The organism is Desulforapulum autotrophicum HRM2, assembly GCF_000020365.1.
GTDB lineage: Bacteria > Desulfobacterota > Desulfobacteria > Desulfobacterales > Desulfobacteraceae > Desulforapulum > Desulforapulum autotrophicum.
The window spans coordinates 1,826,816-1,844,486 of record NC_012108.1; the positions used below are offsets into that span (position 1 = coordinate 1,826,816).

At 50.6% G+C, this 17,671-nt stretch carries 14 protein-coding genes and 1 riboswitch; of the genes, 8 read left to right on the plus strand and 6 right to left on the minus strand.

The features are described from left to right. Positions 1–35: 35 nt before the first annotated feature. Positions 36–1,433 carry an APC family permease gene (locus tag HRM2_RS07895; protein ID WP_015903483.1) on the minus strand — a complete coding sequence of 466 codons (1,398 nt, stop codon included), beginning with the start codon at positions 1,431–1,433 and terminating at the stop codon, positions 36–38. Beyond that, positions 1,420–1,554 carry a hypothetical protein gene (locus tag HRM2_RS28060; RefSeq protein ID WP_269719611.1) on the minus strand — a complete coding sequence of 45 codons (135 nt, stop codon included), beginning with the start codon at positions 1,552–1,554 and terminating at the stop codon, positions 1,420–1,422. Before HRM2_RS28060 ends, HRM2_RS07895 begins: the two co-directional genes overlap by 14 nt. Before the next feature lie 491 nt (positions 1,555–2,045). On the opposite strand from HRM2_RS28060, the gene HRM2_RS07905 reads away from it, so the two are divergent. From HRM2_RS07905 to HRM2_RS07920, 4 genes are all read left to right on the plus strand, one after another. Then, positions 2,046–2,288 carry a cobalamin B12-binding domain-containing protein gene (locus tag HRM2_RS07905; RefSeq protein WP_269719618.1) on the plus strand — a complete coding sequence of 81 codons (243 nt, stop codon included), beginning with the start codon at positions 2,046–2,048 and terminating at the stop codon, positions 2,286–2,288. 155 nt (positions 2,289–2,443) lie between these two features. Further along, positions 2,444–3,916 carry a trimethylamine methyltransferase family protein gene (locus tag HRM2_RS07910; protein WP_015903487.1) on the plus strand — a complete coding sequence of 491 codons (1,473 nt, stop codon included), beginning with the start codon at positions 2,444–2,446 and terminating at the stop codon, positions 3,914–3,916. Positions 3,917–3,994: 78 nt separating this feature from the next. Continuing rightward, positions 3,995–5,158 (plus strand): MFS transporter, encoded by a 1,164-nt coding sequence (locus HRM2_RS07915; RefSeq protein WP_015903488.1) that lies wholly within the window; start codon positions 3,995–3,997, stop codon positions 5,156–5,158. Between the two features lie 75 nt (positions 5,159–5,233). Then, positions 5,234–6,715 (plus strand): trimethylamine methyltransferase family protein, encoded by a 1,482-nt coding sequence (locus HRM2_RS07920; RefSeq protein WP_015903489.1) that lies wholly within the window; start codon positions 5,234–5,236, stop codon positions 6,713–6,715. Positions 6,716–6,913: 198 nt separating this feature from the next. On the opposite strand, the gene HRM2_RS07925 is transcribed toward HRM2_RS07920, so the two are convergent. Then, positions 6,914–8,395, minus strand: coding sequence for a diguanylate cyclase (locus HRM2_RS07925; RefSeq protein WP_015903490.1), 1,482 nt, complete (start codon positions 8,393–8,395; stop codon positions 6,914–6,916). 79 nt (positions 8,396–8,474) lie between these two features. Beyond that, a complete protein-coding gene (locus tag HRM2_RS07930) occupies positions 8,475–9,701 on the minus strand; it encodes an FprA family A-type flavoprotein (protein WP_015903491.1) in 1,227 nt (408 codons plus the stop codon). A 387-nt stretch (positions 9,702–10,088) separates the two neighbouring features. Between HRM2_RS07930 and HRM2_RS07935 the strand changes: the two genes are divergently transcribed. Beyond that, on the plus strand, positions 10,089–11,579 hold the full coding sequence (locus HRM2_RS07935; protein WP_232364223.1) for a succinate CoA transferase: 1,491 nt from the start codon (positions 10,089–10,091) through the stop codon (positions 11,577–11,579). Positions 11,580–11,682: 103 nt separating this feature from the next. Here the strand turns inward: HRM2_RS07935 and HRM2_RS25070 are convergent, their stop codons facing one another. Beyond that, complete coding sequence (locus tag HRM2_RS25070; RefSeq protein ID WP_232364224.1) at positions 11,683–12,489, minus strand: TatD family hydrolase; 807 nt, start codon at positions 12,487–12,489, stop codon at positions 11,683–11,685. Between the two features lie 142 nt (positions 12,490–12,631). Continuing rightward, positions 12,632–12,867: riboswitch (cobalamin riboswitch) on the plus strand. Positions 12,868–12,918: 51 nt separating this feature from the next. On the opposite strand from HRM2_RS25070, the gene trpD reads away from it, so the two are divergent. The 3 genes from trpD to cobT are packed head-to-tail and all read left to right on the plus strand — an operon-like array spanning position 12,919 to position 16,358. Next, positions 12,919–14,028 (plus strand): anthranilate phosphoribosyltransferase, encoded by a 1,110-nt coding sequence (trpD, locus tag HRM2_RS07950; protein WP_015903496.1) that lies wholly within the window; start codon positions 12,919–12,921, stop codon positions 14,026–14,028. 24 nt (positions 14,029–14,052) lie between these two features. After that, positions 14,053–14,253, plus strand: a complete 201-nt coding sequence (locus HRM2_RS07955) for a hypothetical protein (RefSeq protein WP_015903497.1) — start codon at positions 14,053–14,055, stop codon at positions 14,251–14,253. Continuing rightward, complete coding sequence (gene cobT / locus HRM2_RS25075; RefSeq protein WP_015903498.1) at positions 14,253–16,358, plus strand: nicotinate-nucleotide--dimethylbenzimidazole phosphoribosyltransferase; 2,106 nt, start codon at positions 14,253–14,255, stop codon at positions 16,356–16,358. The genes HRM2_RS07955 and cobT overlap by 1 nt, the downstream gene beginning before the upstream one ends. Before the next feature lie 58 nt (positions 16,359–16,416). Here the strand turns inward: cobT and HRM2_RS07965 are convergent, their stop codons facing one another. Next, entirely contained in the window at positions 16,417–17,667 is a 1,251-nt protein-coding gene (locus HRM2_RS07965) for a cache domain-containing protein (protein WP_015903499.1), read from the minus strand. Positions 17,668–17,671: the final 4 nt, after the last annotated feature.

Below are 17,671 nucleotides of genomic sequence, written 5' to 3' on the forward strand. Positions count from 1 at the left end.
CAGCCAATCTCGAACGTTGAGTTTATTCTATTTGATCACGATTTATGTCTTTTTTTAACGGCCCGCCGATAGAGCAGATCACCCACAAGGGCGAAGATTATTCCGCCCCCGCCGATCTGAAGCTCATACACCACAAGGCTGCCCATCTCGATTTCCTTTGGTGGTACAAAAAGAAGGACAACGGCAAAGAGTACGGACAGAAATCCAACCGAGGGAAGCAGCACAGGCAGGACCCGGCCCGGGATCCTGAAACTTCGTTTCCGGTCAGGATGCTTGACGCGCAAGCGAAGAAAACCTGCGAACATCATCAAGTAGGGGATGAAATAGCAGAGGGTGGTCAGGGCCGTGAGGGTCCAGTAGGCCGCCGCCATGCTCCTGGAGACAAATGTCGACAGGCAGAAGATCGAGACCAGCACGGCCTGGGCCGTGAGCGCCTTGGCAGGGGTATTATATCTGGGATGCAATTGGGCGATGCCTGCGCCAATCACCTGGTACTCGGCGTTGGCAACGTTGAGCATGTAGATGGGGCCCACGAGCCAGGAGTTGATCTGGCCCAGCACGCCCATGGCGATGGTCGCGCCCATGAGGGGCAAAAGCCAGGGCATACCAAGGGTTACGGAGGTGGCCTTGATCCCCTGCATCAAGCCTGCGAGAATATCGGCATCATCGGCCGGTAACAGTACGTTGAGGGAAACGGTGCCCAGCATATAGATGCCCACTATCACAATGGAAGAGATCAGGATCGACCGGGGGAAATCTTTTTGGGGGTTTTTGCACCGGCCCGCGATCATGGGTGAGACTTCCATGCCGGCAAAGGCAAACATCATGGACGAAATAAAAACAATGGTGGTCCAGTTGTTTATCTGAGGCACCCAGTTACCCGGGGTGTGGTAGTCGGTCTGCATGGGGTGGCCGGTGGCCACCCAGTAAACGGCCAGGGAAATCAGGATCATCCCCGGAACGATCACCCCGCAAAGAGCGCCCATGTTATTGATCTTCCGGGTCCACTCGATACCGCGGATGTTCAGCCCGGTCAATCCCCAGAAGATCCCCATGGAGGAAAGCCCCACAAAAACCTTGTTAAAGGCCAGGGACTCGTCAAAACAGAAGACAAGGGTGGTCATCAGAAACTGGAGCAGCATGGGAAAGAAAAAGACGCAGGAGCTGAGGAATAAGAATGCGCAGAGCCAACCCATGCGGGGCCCAAACGCCTCCCTGACCCAGACAAAAATGCCGCCCTCCTCGGGCCACCCGGTGGAGAGCTCTCCGCAAACCATGGCAAGGGGGATGAACAGACCAACTGCGGCGATCCCCCAGAGAATCATCGAGGCCGCCCCATAGGGTGCCACTGTGGAAAACTGACGGACACTCAATATTGCGACAACGTTCATCAGAACGATATCCCTTACACCCAAAGCTTTACTGTCTGACATATTTCAACTCCTCGTTGATCCCAACACCCTTTGAAACCGCCGAAAATCCAGCACAATCGGACTTGGCGTTCCTGGGCAGGCTTAATTTAAGATTCACACCGCTGGACGTGTTCTGTTCCACGCCGTTTACGGTTCCTCCAGGAAAATCCAACATTTAAAAGCAGGAAGCGTACCATGACTGAAATTTTACCCCAAATCTTGAAAAAGACCCATCCGATCCCGGAGTCACACAAAAACCAGACAGATGTGTCTGGTTTTCGGACACGAGTGTCTGATTTTAAAAATTTCCATTATTTCCAGGGTATTATCCCTATAATCACAGTCATCCAGACAGGTCTGTCCGATCCGACAGGTCTGGTCTCCGTCTGGATTAAATGCCTGGATCGGTCCGTAAACTCATGGCCTTAAGAGCTTTTGACGAGCTGGCACGTTTTTTGATTATATCCTTTTTCCAGTCATCTGTTGAATGAACTATAGACTAAAAGAACCAACATGGGCCGGTACTATAGAACCAGAAGAGAGTCTTAACAACAAAAAACGCAACAAGACTTAACTGTTGAAAGGAGAAAAAATGACAGATTTCAATGCAATCCGAGACGCCCTGGTCACGATATCAAACCCGACGAGTTTGTCTCAAAGATCAAGGAAGCAAACGCAGACATAGTATGTCTCTCAGCGCTGTTGACCACAACCATGCCCATGATGAAAAAAACCGTTGATGCCATTGTGGAGAGCGGCTTAAGGGACCATGTTAAAATAATGGTGGGTGGCGCTCCGGTGACCCAGGCCTATGCCGATGAGATTGGCGCGGACGGTTTTGCCCCCGATGCCGGTTCTGCAGCCAAACTTGTCTAAGCCCTTATCCATTAACCCGGAGGAGTACATACCATGTTTGAAGTAATCGGTGAACGAATCAACACCTCAAGAAAACATATACAGGCCGCCGTTGCCGAAAGGGACAGTGACTACATTGTCAATGATGTAAAACAGTAGAGTTTTAAGGAGAAGTCATGAAAAGAGAACAAACAAGATTAGGCTGGCCACTCACCGTTTCTGAAATCGAGCAGGTACATCAGACAGCCCTGAATATACTTGAAAATATCGGCATGGGTAAGCCTCCGGAAGAGCTCAAGGAGCTCGCCCTGGCCAGGGGATGCACCCTTTCGGACAAGGGGCGTCTCTGCTTTCCCCCCGCCCTGGTGGAAGATCTGATCGCAGGCTGTGTCCCCAGAAAGGTGCTGCCTTCCCGGGGTGGGGCGCCTGTGGAACTCCAGGACGGTCTTGCCCATTTCGGCCACATTGGGGTGGCCCCATCGGTGGTGGATTTTGAAACCGGGGAATACCGGAATTCCACCCTGGTGGACCTCTACGACCTGAATCGGCTCTTTGATGTGTTGCCCAATATGTCCACCGGCGATGTCCCCATCTCCCCCACGGATATTGTCAATACCAAGAACCTCGGGGTGAATACCCTATACTCGATCATGGCCGCGACCAACAAACACACCATCGTGGACATGGGCAGCCGGGATCAACTGGATCCCATGATCGAGATGCTGGAAATGATTATCGGCACGGACAAGAAAGGAGCCGAGGCGCCGATTACCTTTATCTACTGTCCCACCACCTCCCCGCTTAACTATGAGGGAAAATATATGTCCATGTGCCTGGAGGTCGTCCGGCGGGGTTATCCTGTGACCCCCCTGATCGCGCCCATGGCCGGCGCTGCTGCACCGGCCACCCTGGCCGGCGCCCTGGCCATGACCGTGGCCGAGGCCTTGGCGGTCCTTGCTGCCGTTCAGATGGTCTCCCCGGGCCATCCCACCCTCCTGGGCATGTGGCCCTTTGTTACTGACCTTAGAACCGGCGGTTTTGCCGGTGGTGCTGCGGAGGAGCCCCTGCTTTCGGCTGCGGCCGCCCAGATGATCAAATGGTACGGCATAGAAGGGACAGTTCCTTCGGGAATGACCGATTCCAAGCTCATTGACGTGCAGTCCGGCTATGAAAAGGGAATCTCCGTTGCCCTGGCCGCCCTGGCCGGCGGCACCTTTGTGGGTGAGGCCGCTGGCATGCAGGGCAGCCTTATGGGCGCCTCCTTTGAGGCCTTTGTTCTTGACCAGGACATGCTGTCGGCCATTCACCGCATCCAGCGGGGTATCGTTGTGAACGAGGAAACCCTGGGATTTAAGATGGTGAAGGATGTAATTAACCAGGGTGTGGGCAATTTTCTGGGCCACCCCCTGACCATGAAGTACATGCGGTCCGAATATGAGTATCCCAAGATGGCGGACCGAAGCATGATTTCCCAGTGGGAGGCCAAGGGGCGCCCGGACATGAGAATGAACGCCAGGACGAGGACAAGGAAACTGCTCTCCACCCACTATCCGGTCTATATTGATCCGGATCTGGATGCCAGAATCCGTAAAACCTTTGATATCGAACTTCCCATCCAGGCCATGCGCGCGGAGTGCGGCCGCTGGTAAACAAACAGGGGGCAGGCCTGGTGTGTTGCCTATATCTTAAGGTGTTAAGGCCTGCCCCCCTTATAAAAGGAAAACCAGATGAAAACAGATAATTTAAAAGGACAGATCTCCCTGGCTGCGGCCATGACCATCGGCGCCTACGGATCGTTTGCCGCCCCGCTTTTGATCAGCATGTATGTGGACAACCTGGGTATGACACTGACCCAGGCGGGAAATGCCGGTGCCATCGAGCTTGTGGCCATCGCCCTCATGCAGATCGCCATGGGGGGCCTCGTCACCCGGATAAAATCCCTGCGCACCTTTGCCATGATCATGGCCCTCATAGGAATGGTGTTTCAGGTAATTACCCCCTTTGCCACCAACTATTACATGCTGCTGGCTGTCCGGCTCGTCATCGGCATCACCTTTGGATCGGTCTTTGGCTCTGCCCTGGCCTCATCCGTGGTCTTCAAGGACCCGGACCGGGTGGTTGCAAAGGGATCGGCCGGTTATTGCGCCATCTTTGCCGTGGTGCTCTTCTTTTTACCTAAAATATTTGAAACCACCAATGCCATGGGCGGGTGTGCCTACCTGTCCATCACCTGTATTCCCTTGCTTTTTATGATGCTCTGGCTGCCCACGCCCCAGAAGGGGAATACGGAAGAGAAAGTAAAGCTCGATCTGGGCCCGGTACGAAACATTTTCATTATCCTGATCGCCGGCACCCTGCTGGTCTCCCTGATCTTGCAGTTGCCCTGGATCTTCAGCGATGTCATCGGAGAACGCCTGGAACTCACCGCAACCCAGATGGGAACCGCCTACTCCCTGTCATCCATTGCCATGATCCTGGGCGGGCTTTTTTCAAACTTCCTTGGTTCCACCCGGATCAGCAAGATCTCAATCATGACCTTCAGCGCCATTGCCAGCGGTGTGGTCTGCCTTGGCATGGCCACGGCGCCCAACTATCTTATCTTTCTCTCAACCATGTCCCTGGCCATGGTTTTCTACTATATCTCCTACCCCTTTGCCGTGGGCTATGCGGCACGGCTTGACGATACAGGGAGCCTGGCCACCATCACCGGGGGGATGTTTGATCTCTGTGCGGCGCTTACCCCCATTCTTGGCAGCTTTTTGTTGACCAACTACGGCACCAATGTCATGGGCTGGGTCTGCTTCATCATCGGCGTCTGTGCCGGCGGCATCTACCTCCTCCTGGGCATGGTTGCAGGCAAGTCTGCCATACCGGCGTTATCAAACCATTAGGGTTTAACTCCATGACCCCGGCAGGGCAGTGCTATTCCCTGCCGGGGCATGTTCAAATAAATAAGAAGCCATTCAATGTCAAAATTTTCATTTAAAACCTTGCCCGGGCTCAGGCTCTTGACCAATGGCCAGATTAGACAGATCCACGAGGATGCCCTGGATCTCCTGGAACATGTGGGGGTCTGTTTTGAGTGCGACCAAGCCCTGGAGATCCTTACAGCCAGCGGTTGTTCTGCAGACAAAGAGAGTCACATCGTCAAGTTTCCCCCCGCCCTGGTATTAAAATCTATTGAAGCCGCTCCCGAGAGATTCAAGCTCTATGACCGAGAGGGAAATGTCTACACCGAGCTGGGGGGAGACAAGGTCCACTTTGCCCCTTGCTCAACCCCTGCCAATATCTTGACCCGGGACAACAGTGAGATTCGGCCCTCAACCATCGAGGACATGAGACTCATCGTAAAGGCAACCGATTCTCTTCCCCAGATAGACCTTGCCGCGACCTCGGTGGTCTGCTCTGAAATTCCCGTGGAAATGGGGGACACCTATCTCTACTATTTGATCATGAAGGGCACCCGCAAACCCTTCATCGGCGGTGCCATCGATATTCCCGGGGTCCGGCGCTCCCATGACCTGATCAAATCCTTGTTCGGATCTGACCGGGCCGTCCGGGAAAAGCCCTATTGTATTTTTGATATCTGCCCCTCCCCACCCTTGAAATGGTCCCAGGTAACCTCCCGGAACATCATCGACTGCGCAGGTTTTGGATTCCCCGTTGAAACCATCTCCCTTCCCCTTTCAGGCACTGGGTCTCCCGTGACCCAGGCCGGTTCAATCCTCCAGCACACGGTGGAATCCCTGAGCGGACTGGTCCTAGACCAGGTGATTAACCCGGGCAACCCCTATGTTTACGGTGGAGCGCCAGTTATTTTTGACATGCGTACCACGACCACCCCCATGTCGGCCATGGATGCAGTTATGATCAGCTGCGGCTATGCCCTCATGGGAAAATACTACGGCCTCCCCACCCATACCTATGCGGCCCAGACCGATGCAAAGATCGTCGACTACCAGGCCGGATTCGAGACCGGAATGAGCGCGCTTCTGGCAGCCCAGGCCGGCTTTGACGTGGTCTCGGGAGTGGGGGGGCTTAACTATGTTACAGATTTCAGCGTGGAAAAGTTGCTCATGGATGCAGAGATCATCAATTTTGTTAACCGTTATCTCAAGGGTATCACCGTCACACAGGACACCCTGGCAAAGGATCTCATCGCCCGGGCAGGGCCGGGTGGGGATTTCCTCCAGAGCAGTCATACCCGGCGCTGGTTCAGGCAGGAGCACCATATGCCAGGACCCATCGTCGATCGCCTGGACAGGGGCACCTGGGAAGCCAACGGCCGGGTGGAGGTCTTTGACCGGGCAAAAACCGAACTGGAGAAATTAAAACGGCACCCGGGCCATCCCCTGGATCAAAGAAAATCCCTGGCCCTGGACTGTGCCATGGTAACTGTGGCCAGGGATGCGGGCGTGGATCCCGCAACCATCCCTTTGGCCTTCTGAAACTAAGGTGGCCTGCTTTCCAGGGCCTTTGCCAATAAGGTTGCCATGGTAAAAGATGGGTATTTAATTCCGTTCTGTGGTTTGGAGGAGGTCTTTTACCGACCTGCTTCTCATCTAAGGTGATTGTTTATATGCCAGTATCCACCAGGATAATGTAAAATTATTCCGATTCTGTTGAAATAAGCTGAAGCAGATAATCTATTGAGATTCCCCTACGACACGGTTTCTGCCCAGCTGTTTGGCCTTGTACAGCATGGTATCGGCCCTTCGAGTCATTATTTCTGGAGATAACATTATTTCATCATCGAAAATGGGCCCTTTACAGGCAAAGCCCATGCTGATGGTTATCGATATTTCTATTTTCTCTTCTCGATTGTTCATTGTATTCACCGTCTGGGCCTGAATGGTCTTACGAATCTCATTGGCTTTTTTCTCTACCCAGTCTGCATTGGCTCCGGAAAATATAAGCACAAACTCTTCACCGCCATACCGTGCGGCAAAATCGCCTGGCCTTGTTTTTTTCAACGCTGTTTTTAATACCTGGCCAATCATCCTGAGGCACTCGTCACCAGCCGCATGACCATGCTTGTCATTTACCGATTTAAAATGATCAATATCCATCATAACAACCGCAAGGATTCTTTTTTCACGGTTGCAAATCCGCAGCGTCTCCTTGAGCCGCTCGGTATAGTATTTTCTGTTATACAGACCCGTAAGGTAATCAATCAAGGTGAGAGCTTCCAGCTGCAGGTTTTTTTGTCCTATTTCAATGAGTAAAGCTTTGAGTTGCAGGTTTGTCTCCCTGTCTTTTTTTCTTAAATCAGCAATGGTCAATGATAATTCCCGTTGATTTTTTACCAGGAGCTCTATCTTATGCGCCAGGGATCCATCAATAAGATTGATCAAGTGGTGCCTTAATCCAGAAAAGAATGGTTTGGGGATGTAACGACATTCAAACACACAGCAGTCGTGTCCCTGGGTGACGCATTGGGTTTCCTGGATATCACTTTCCTGGAGTCCCATGGCCTCCATATGGCCGAAAAGTGCTCCCCTGTACCAATTGCAAACAGCCTTGTTTGTCATTAGACCATTAGATGCCCTGGTGCAGTCTGTTTTGTATTCAATTCGCAGGGTGATGCAGCGGCCTTTTCTGTCAACAGATGGAAAGATTTTTTTTATGTGGTTGTAGCTGTTGTTGCGCATTCTGCTGATGTACATGAGTTGTTCAATTGTAATCATCCGCATGACAGTGGATGCAAGGATGCCGTTGGTGGCCCTCAGTCTTTTTCCAGCCTCAAAAAGAGGATCTTCCCCGAGGATTGATCCTCTTAAATGCCTTTCTGCGTTTTCCAAAATACAGCTTGAAAGGTAGTTTGAAATCCAGAAATCATCCTGAAGTAAATGAACCAGGTGGAGCGGTTCAACCCTATCTTCTGTTGACCGGGAGCGGATGTAATAATTGTCAAGTTTCAAGCCGTCAAGCAGATATTTTTCTGCAAGTGTAAGACTTCCGAAAATTTGTGATGCCGTATTAAAAAGATTTCGAAAGTTGAATGTGTTGATTTCACCTTCGAGCAGATGGCAGGTTTCGGGAATATCCTTGAACGGTACAGGGGTTACCCCATGGACATTCTCGCCTATGTATTTATCGATTATGCCGATGCTTTCCCTGTCGTTCATGGCTTTTCCGGTGATATCTCCTGTCCCTGTTTCCGGTTGAACGCAGCCATGGGCCCCATGGCCGCGCCCGAAAAAAGACTTATTCTGTGAACTTGATCAGTTCATCGCAATAGGCTTCCACCGCCTGAATCATATTCTGTTTATCCGCTTCTGTCGGTGCCCCCTGCCATTCATAAAAATTGAGCAGATCCCAACCGGACTTTTCGATCCTGGCTTCAAAATCTCGCTGGGCACCACCTACCCAGCCGTATGAGCCGTACCGGAATACCTTCTTGTTGGTCACCTTTTTTACCAGAAGTTCCTCAATGACATGGGACATCGGCGGAAATACCTTGTATTCATAGGTGGGCATTCCAAAAATCAGACCGGCTGATTTCCAGGCACTTGCCAGGATATATCCGATGTCGTCTCCTGGGGCCTGGAACACGTGGACTGGTATCTGCCGTTTGTTCAGGGTTTGAACGATCAGGTTCAGCATACTTTTTGTATTGCCATACATGCTGGACCAGACAAGTGTAACTTCCCGCTCTCCCGGTCCTTTGCTATACTCTGCATATCGCTTGTAATGATTAATAATCACACTGGGATTATCACGCCAGATGATACCGTGGGAAGGACAGATGGTTTTAATATCAAGACTTGCAAGTTTGCTCAGCCCCTTGAGAACAAACGGAGAGAATGTGGCCACGATATTGGCATAATAGCGAAGTGCCTCGTTCTCGAAAAATTTATGTTTTTCCTGGGATAACTGGTCGTCGAAGATGGTATCGTTTCCCACTTTACCGTATGAGCCGAATGCATCGCAGGAAAACAGGATGCCGCGTTTCTTCTCATAGGTCATCATGGTCTCTGGCCAGTGGATATTGGGTGTGTCAAAGAACTGAAGCTCGTAATCACCGGCAGTCAGGGTCATCCCGTCTGTAATTGCGACTGCCCGTTCCGGGGGCACCTCTCCAAAGGCCTCAAGCAGGGGGATGGCTTTTTTTGTGCAATAAATAACGCCTTTGGTGTTTTTCTTGCAAAATTCATTCAGCCAGCCTGAATGATCCGGTTCCATATGATTGATGATAATGATGTCAATATCCTCAACAGCCAGGGATGCCCCTTCCAGCTGTTCGGTGATTGCCCTGGGAAAGTCCATAATATTCTGGGTCAGATCGATGAGGACGTTCTTTTCCCCTTTGATCAGGTAACTATTAATAGAAATCCCGTGGGGGATCGGCCAGATTCCCTCAAAAAGATAGTTTTCATCCTCAATATTGACGGCAAGTCGATAAATATCGTCGACCACGTTCTGTATTTTCATTCTGCAAAGACTCCTTTGTCCACAAGGTTTGCGGTTAAAAAATTAAAAATAGAACAACATTGCCATTTGTACAATAAAAAATGTGAGGAACCCGGTCAAACGCTACAAGGGGGTTGGCGGCGGCCGGAGTTAATTTAATGTACCACCTGTGGGAGATCTATCATACCCATGCTGAATTATTGGAATATGCGGACGATCCGTGTGAATATGTGGACAGGTTATTTCCCCATGACAACTCAATAAAGAAATTTAATTCCCCTTTGCAAGGCATTTGACATGGCTGTGAAATTTGTGAAAAAAATTGTGCCGGTTATTATGATTGTGATATTTTGCCATCAGAGATACAAGGGCAGGATGGACCATAACCCAGACAAAAGGGAGAACATATTGAAAGATAGAATCAGATATGCGCCACTTCGGGATAAAATTACAGATCCGGCCACCGCTGCCCGTCACATCGTGGATGGCACTAACGTTTTTATTTCCGGGTTCACCGCCGGGTATCCCAAGATGATTCCCATGGAGCTGGCCCGACGGGCAGAGCTTGGAGAAAACTTTAAAATAAACCTCTATGCCGGTGCATCCACCGGAGAGCTTGTGGATGGCCTGCTCTCAAAAACTGATATCATCAATTGGCGTCGGCCCTACATGAGTGATCGCACCATGAGAGAAAAGATCAATCAGGGGAAAGTTTCTTTCAAGGATGACCATCTTTCCCGACTGTCTGCCCTGGTTCGTTCCGGTGACTGGGGAAAGGTGGATGTGGCGGTTATTGAGGCAGTGGCCATCACTGAAAAGGGGCATTTGGTGCCCACCATGTCCGTGGGTAATACCCCCACCTATGTTAAGTACGCCGATAAAATAATCATTGAAATGTCTGAAAGTGAGCCCCGGGGACTTGAGGGCATTCATGATATTTTTATTCCTGAAGATCCCCCCTATCGCATGCCCATTCCCCTGTACCGCACGGCGGATCGCATTGGTAAACCCTTTATTGAGATGAATCCAGATAAGGTGGTGGCCATCTTGAAAAGCGGTGAAAAAGATACCTGTGCCGTGTTCCAGCCCCCCGGGGAAATACCCCTGCGCATTGGGGAGCTGATTCTGGATTTTGTCCGCCATGAGATGAAAAAAGACCGTTTGCCAAAAACACTGCCCTGGCAGGCCGGGGTGGGGGATGTTTCCAATGCGCTGTTGAGCCGGTTCATGGATGATGATTTTTTTGAAAGTGTGGATCTTTATTCCGAAGTGATCCAGGACAGTGTGCTGGATTTGATTGACATGGGAAAAATCCGGGCCGCATCTGCCTCGGCCATGACATTGTCTGAAAAAGCCAGGGAACGTTTTTTTAAAGAAATTTATAGATACAAAGAAAAGATTATTCTCCGGCCTGTGGAGATTTCCAATTCCCCGGAGGTGATCCGTCGTCTGGGGGTGATTGCCATTAACACGGCCCTGGAGGTGGATATCTATGGGCATGTGAATTCCACCCATGTTATGGGATCCCAGCTGATGAACGGCATTGGGGGATCCGGGGATTTTGAGAGAAACGGGGCGCTTTCATTCATGGTGACCCCTTCCATGGCCAAAAACGGAGCCATTTCTGCCATTGTACCCATGGTGAGCCATGTGGACCATTCAGAGCACTCTGTGGATGTCATTGTCACCGAACAGGGACTGGTGGACACACGGAACCTCACCCCACGCCAGGTGGCCGAAGCAATTATTAAAAAATGTGCCCACCCCGATTACCGGGATCTGTTGTGGGATTATTACAGCCGGGCTTTGCACAAGGTGGGTGGGCATGAACCCCATCTGCTGGGGGAGGCGTTTTCCTTTCATCAGCGATTCATGGAAACAGGGGATATGAAAATGTAGGCAGTCAGCATAGAACCCAGAGACCGTTAGATAAAAATATGGGGTGCAAGCTTTTTAGCCACACGGAGACGGTGTTCAAGGAAATAGCGTTTGGTGGGGGGCATCATTTGATTTTTTTGTAAAAAATGAGTGCGTTGTCTCTGGTAAGGGCGGTTTTCAGGCTTTCCGGCATCCCCGGATCCATAAAAACCATATACAGGTCTTCATAATACAGATCCCCGGAATCGGTATTGAGCATGATTCTATCCAGGTGATCGGGGTATCTTGCCACGATTTGGCGGAGTTCACCGCCGGATGTCTTGACCGGACTTACGGTGATTCCAGCCCGAAATCCTTGCTCCAGTACCGTACCGATAGTTTGAAGAGTGCAATGATCGATCACAATGGAATCCCTCAGGTCGGGAAGGTTTTCCAGAAGGGCCAGAATTTCCCGGGTAACCCGTTGTTTATCCTTTCTGGGGGTATGAATGCCGATCACCTTGTCCCTGCCGATGATCTGTGGCGCCAGGGACATCTGGGCTGAAAAAATATCCTTTTCCCGGTTTGATGCCGTTTCAAGACCAATTTCCCCCATACCCAGACATAGCTTGTCGTCAATATTCTCCATGATCAGGTCAGCAACGGCTCCGGTCTTCAGATCGGGGGGGATGTTGCGGGGGTGCACGCCTGAAAGATAAAAACAGGGCAGGCCGGTAGAATTAAGGTGGTGAATGGTTTCTCTCTGAAGTGCAAGGGCCCGATGGAGATCCGCCGTCGTGTCGATATGTTTTGCAAAGGCCCAGGATACAGCCAGACAATGAACTTTTTTGATCCATTGGATGCGATCCGGGTCGCTTTTCTGCACAAGATCAAGGTGCATGTGGCTGTCGACAAAATTGATGTGGTTCAGGTTCACGTGATGATGCTCCAATTTTAATGTTTCAATAGGGTTTATGCCTATCTCAGTTCGGTGAAATATTCAACCTGAAATCCTGCACCATATTTGTGGAATTATTTACATCTGAGCCCCTTAATCAAACTGCGTATTGACAAATTCGCCTGTCATCACGTATACTTTTCGACATTGCCAGGGTGCCTGCCGCCCCCAAAATGAATTTAAGCATAAGGGGGGCCAGGGATAAAAGGAAAAACGGTGAAATTCCGTTGCATACCAGCCGTTGCCGTGACCGGGGACAAGGCCTGCATGATGCCACTTTTTTAATTTGGTTCCTTACCAAAACGAAAGGGGAAGGCGCAGGTCAGAGAATGATCCGTCAGCCGGAAAGCCTGCCCGGGCAAAAGACCAAGGGATATCCGCTGGAATAAGATCCTGTTGAATACTATTTTCAGGAGGAGACTTATGTCCGTTGATACAGATAAAGCCTTTGGTGTGATCATCACCCGCCTTATCAATAAAAAAAATATCACCCGTGATCAGGCCCATGAAGCCTTTCTCACCGTTCTCAACAACGCCACAACAGAGCTTCAGCAGGGGGCATTCTTATCCGCACTGACCGCCAAGGGAGAAACCGCTGAAGAAGTGGCCGGTGCCTGGCAGGCCATTTATGAACTGGACACCACCAAGGTGAACCTGGACCTGGCCGTGGCTGAAAACTCAGGCACGGGCATGGATACCTTTAAAACCTTTAATATCAGTACGGCAGCAGCCATCATTGCTGCAGCCGGAAAAGTGCCCATGGCCCGCCACGGGGCACGGGCCATCACCTCTGTCTGTGGCACCGTTGATATGGCAGAGGCCCTGGGGGTTGATGTGGAATGTACGGCCGACACCGTGGCCCAAAGCATAAAATCCGCTGGCCTGGGATTATTCAACGGCATGAGTCCCCATATCCATCCCAATGCCCTGGGACGAATTCTGTCACAAATTTTTTTCGGTTCTACCCTGAACATTGCCGCCTCCCTTGCCAATCCTGCCCTTCCTGCCATTGGCGTCAGGGGGGTCTATGCCAGGCAGATGATTATGCCCGTGGCAGAGGTGATGGCCCAGATCGGATACCACAGCGCCATTGTCCTTTACGGAGAAGTGGCGGGCGCAGGCCTTGGCATGGATGAGGCATCCGTTTGCGGGCCCACCCATTGTGCGCGGATCCAGACCGACGGTGATACGGGAAAACGTGAAATATCTGAATTCACCATTGACCCGGTATCCCTGGGATTATCGACCCCAAACTATGAGGATTTGAGACCAGAACTTGAACTTGGAAAAGAGATCCGGCGGTTTGCAGGCCTCATTGCCAATAGGGAAAACGGGGCCAGAAAAGATGCCACCCTCCTCAATGCCGGCTTGATTTTCCTGGCTGCGGGTAAGGTTGACAACCTGGACCAGGGTATACAGAAGGCCGCTGTCCTCCTTGAAAGCGGCAAGGCCTTTGACACCCTGGAAAATTGGGTGACCGCCCAGAACACAGATTCTGAAAAAGGGCTGGAAAAACTTTATTCCCTGGTTTGACTTAGCCTCGTCAAGGAGATAGACATGGAACTTTTGATCATCAAAATCAGCACAGGGTATCTCAGGATAAAACCCGATGAATTTATTGAAGTTGGCCTGGACAAGGCGTCGGTATACCCCATGGACCACCTGGCCCATGTCAGGGAACTTGAACGAGAGGCAAAGGCCCGGGGATATGAAGCCGTCCGAATCAAAAAACTGGTATTAACTGAAGAGGATTTATAATGATTCAAATGGTGCTCAAAGGGCTGAAGCAGCTGGAAATTCGTCCCCTGCCTCCCATGGCCCCGGGATCGGATGAAGTCCTGGTGGATGTTTTGGCCTGTGCCGTATGCAGAACCGATGCCAAAATGTGGGAACAGGGCCATAGGGACCTGATCTTTCCCAGGGTTCTGGGACATGAGATGGTGGTCCGGGATGACCAGGGCCGCAGGTATATTGTCTGGCCCGGAAAGAGCTGTGGTACCTGCCACTACTGCCGGGCTGGCAGGGAAAATCTTTGTGACGGGATGAAGATCACAGGATTCCACCACGACGGGGGATTTGCACACCGGGCCGTTCTTCCATTGGCCAGCCTCGTTCCTGTTTCTTCGGATCTGGATCTTTATGCGGCGTGTTTTGCGGAGCCCGTGGGTTGCGTGGTCAATGCCTTTGAAAAACTGCCTGCGACCCCGGGTAAAAAGATACTCATCTACGGCGGGGGAACCATGGGGCTTATCACGGCCATCTATGCAAAACACCTGGGCCTCATTCCTTTTATCCTGGAAAAAAATGCGGCAAAAATTGAAAAAATAAGTCCCATTCTGAAAGCCGAAGGCCTGGACTGCGCCCGAGAAACCCATGAGAGCCTCTTTGACATTGTGATCAATACCTGCCCGGATTACATTGCCTTTTGTCAGGCCATTACCAAGGTGGATAAGGGCGGATATATTTCTTTTTTTTCCGGGATTACCAAAAATGAGTCCGTGGAAACCAACCTGCTGAATCTGGTCCATTACAAAGAAGCCGTCTTGGCGGGGGCCTATGGGATGAAAAAATCAGATATTGAAAAGGCCTTGCCCTTTCTTCTTTCCCACGGGGTGTCTCTAAATCGGCTTATTGAAGAGGTGGTCGTCCCGGAACGGGCCCCAGAACTTCTGCCCCAGGTGCTCAAGGGGCAAACCCTTAAATATATCCTGGATTTTACCGGTTCCCACCATTTTCAGCCGAAAAAACCGGCCGAAAAACGGGATGGGGCGTCTCCATGTGTAATAGAAAATTCTTTGTCAAAAAGTCCGTTATGTACCAGGATTATCCAGGCTGTCCGGCCACCCCGGGATATGGCCTCCCAGGCCAGGGCCAAGATGGATGACAAGAGCAAACCCCTTGGGGCTTTAGGCAAACTTGAGGCTTTAGGAATCCAGATGGCCGTAATCCAGGGCAGTCTGCATCCTGAAATAAAACAAAAGGCCATACTGGTCTTTGCCGGTGACCACGGCGTCACCGAAGAAGGGGTGTCGGCCTTCCCAAAGGAAGTCACGGGGCAGATGGTGGACAATTTCCTTAATCACGGGGCCGCCATCAATGTCCTCTGCAGCCGTTATGAAATTGAGATGAAGGTGGTGGATATGGGCGTGGAAAAAACCTTTGCTCCCCATCCAGACCTGATTCTGGCCAAAGTAGCCCCGGGTACCCGAAACATGGCCCTGGAACCGGCCATGACCGCTCCCCAGGCTGTCCAGGCCCTGGAAAACGGGATTCGGGCATTTTTCTCCATTCATGGAAAGGTTCCGGTTCAGATTCTGGGCCTTGGGGAAATGGGCATTGGCAATACCACATCCGCTTCGGCAATTATATCCGCTGTAACAGGCATCAGCCCTGCCCAGGCTGCAGGCCGGGGCACCGGGGTGGACAACAAGGGGCTGTCCCACAAAACAGAGGTGATCCAACGGGTACTTGATTTCCATCATCTTGATCCTGAAAACGGATTTGACATTTTGAGAACCCTTGGGGGATTTGAACTTGCCGGCATCGCTGGTGCGACCCTGGCTGCGGCCTCAGAGGGATGTGCAGTCGTCCTGGACGGGGTAATTTCAACGGCAGCCGGGCTCATCGCCTATCTGATCTGTCCTGATATCCGGGAATACCTTATATCTGGCCATCAGTCTGTGGAAAAAGCCCAGGAAGCGGCCCTGGCCTACATGGGCCTTGAACCGGTTGTGGACCTGGGCATGCGGCTGGGTGAAGGAACAGGTGCGGCCCTGGCCATTGATCTGGCAGAGACCGCCTGCAGAATTATGACTGAGATGGCCTCCTTTGACGAGGCAAAAATTTCAAGAAGTCCTTCCTGAAAAGCGGGGTACCGGGAGTCAATTTACTTAACTCAACTGGTACTCCTATTTCATCCATTTAAAGGGTTTTAAGTCGTTTCATGGCATAGGCCAGGCTTGTCTGCATCCTGACAATTGACCTGGCAAGCATTCCGATTTCATCTTTTGACCGTATCTTGATTTGGACATCAAGATCTCCAAGGCTCATGCGGGTTGCGGCATCTGTCATTTCAATAATTGGTTTGCTGATTGAACGTGCAGAAAACCAGGCGATAATTGCCACAATTATGATGGTCAAGGAAAAAAATACGAGAATATATTTCTGAAATTTCAGCAGTGTCGCATATGCCTCATTTTTTTCTTGCTGGACAACCATATTCCAGCCCAGCTTGTTCTTTTTGAAAGAGGCAATATTCAGCGAGCCCTTGTTGTCCATAAATTCGCCAAACCCCGATATCTTTCCGTCGGATAAAGAAAAGACAGGGTTGTCTGTAAGGTTTTTTTCTTCTAATACATATTGTTTTACCTGGTGGGCAATCACCTTGTTTTTTTCGTCCACAAGAAAGGCAAAACCGGTTTTGCCCTTTGTCCATTTTGCAACGGATTGTGAAATGGCTTCAGTGGTCATTGCACCAGCCATCACACCAACCATCGTTCCATTGTTCATTATGGGTACAGCCAGAACAAGAGCAGGCTTTTGAGATGTCTTTCCTAGGAGGGTCTGCCAGGAAAAAGCAGACCCCTTTTGTATATCCTTAAAATAAGACCTGTCCGAGTAATCTTTTAAAATATTACCATCGTTCCTTGCCGTGTTCATCCCGTCGATGTCCAGGGTAAAGGCAAGGTATATCCAGGGGTATTGTTCGTGTATTAATTCCAATATTTTTGTCTGTTCGGTCGGATCCATGTATTTGATCCCGTCGAGCCTGGAAACCATCTGCAGCAAGCGTTTGTTTTTGTCCACCCATTCGTCAATATGGTTCAGAAGCCCAGAAGTGGACTGCTGCATTAAAAGCTGTGTATCTGCTTCTACCCTGGCACTGGTTTCACTGTAGGTGATCATGAAAAATAAACCGACCGGAATAAGGCTGATCAAAAGCATGATAAGGAAGGTTTTGGGGTAGAGCCCAAATTTGATGGGTTTTTTTTGTCCTGTTGCCGTGGTTAGGGGGATGTCTTCAGCATAGGTGACGTTTTCATAATTGACAATTGGTTTTTCTACGGTAAAGAGCGTATCGCAGGCTATGCATTTGAACGAGACGGTGTTTTGTTTAAATTTCTTTTCATCAACGGTGTATTTTTTTCCACAATTTTTGCAGGCAACAATCATAACA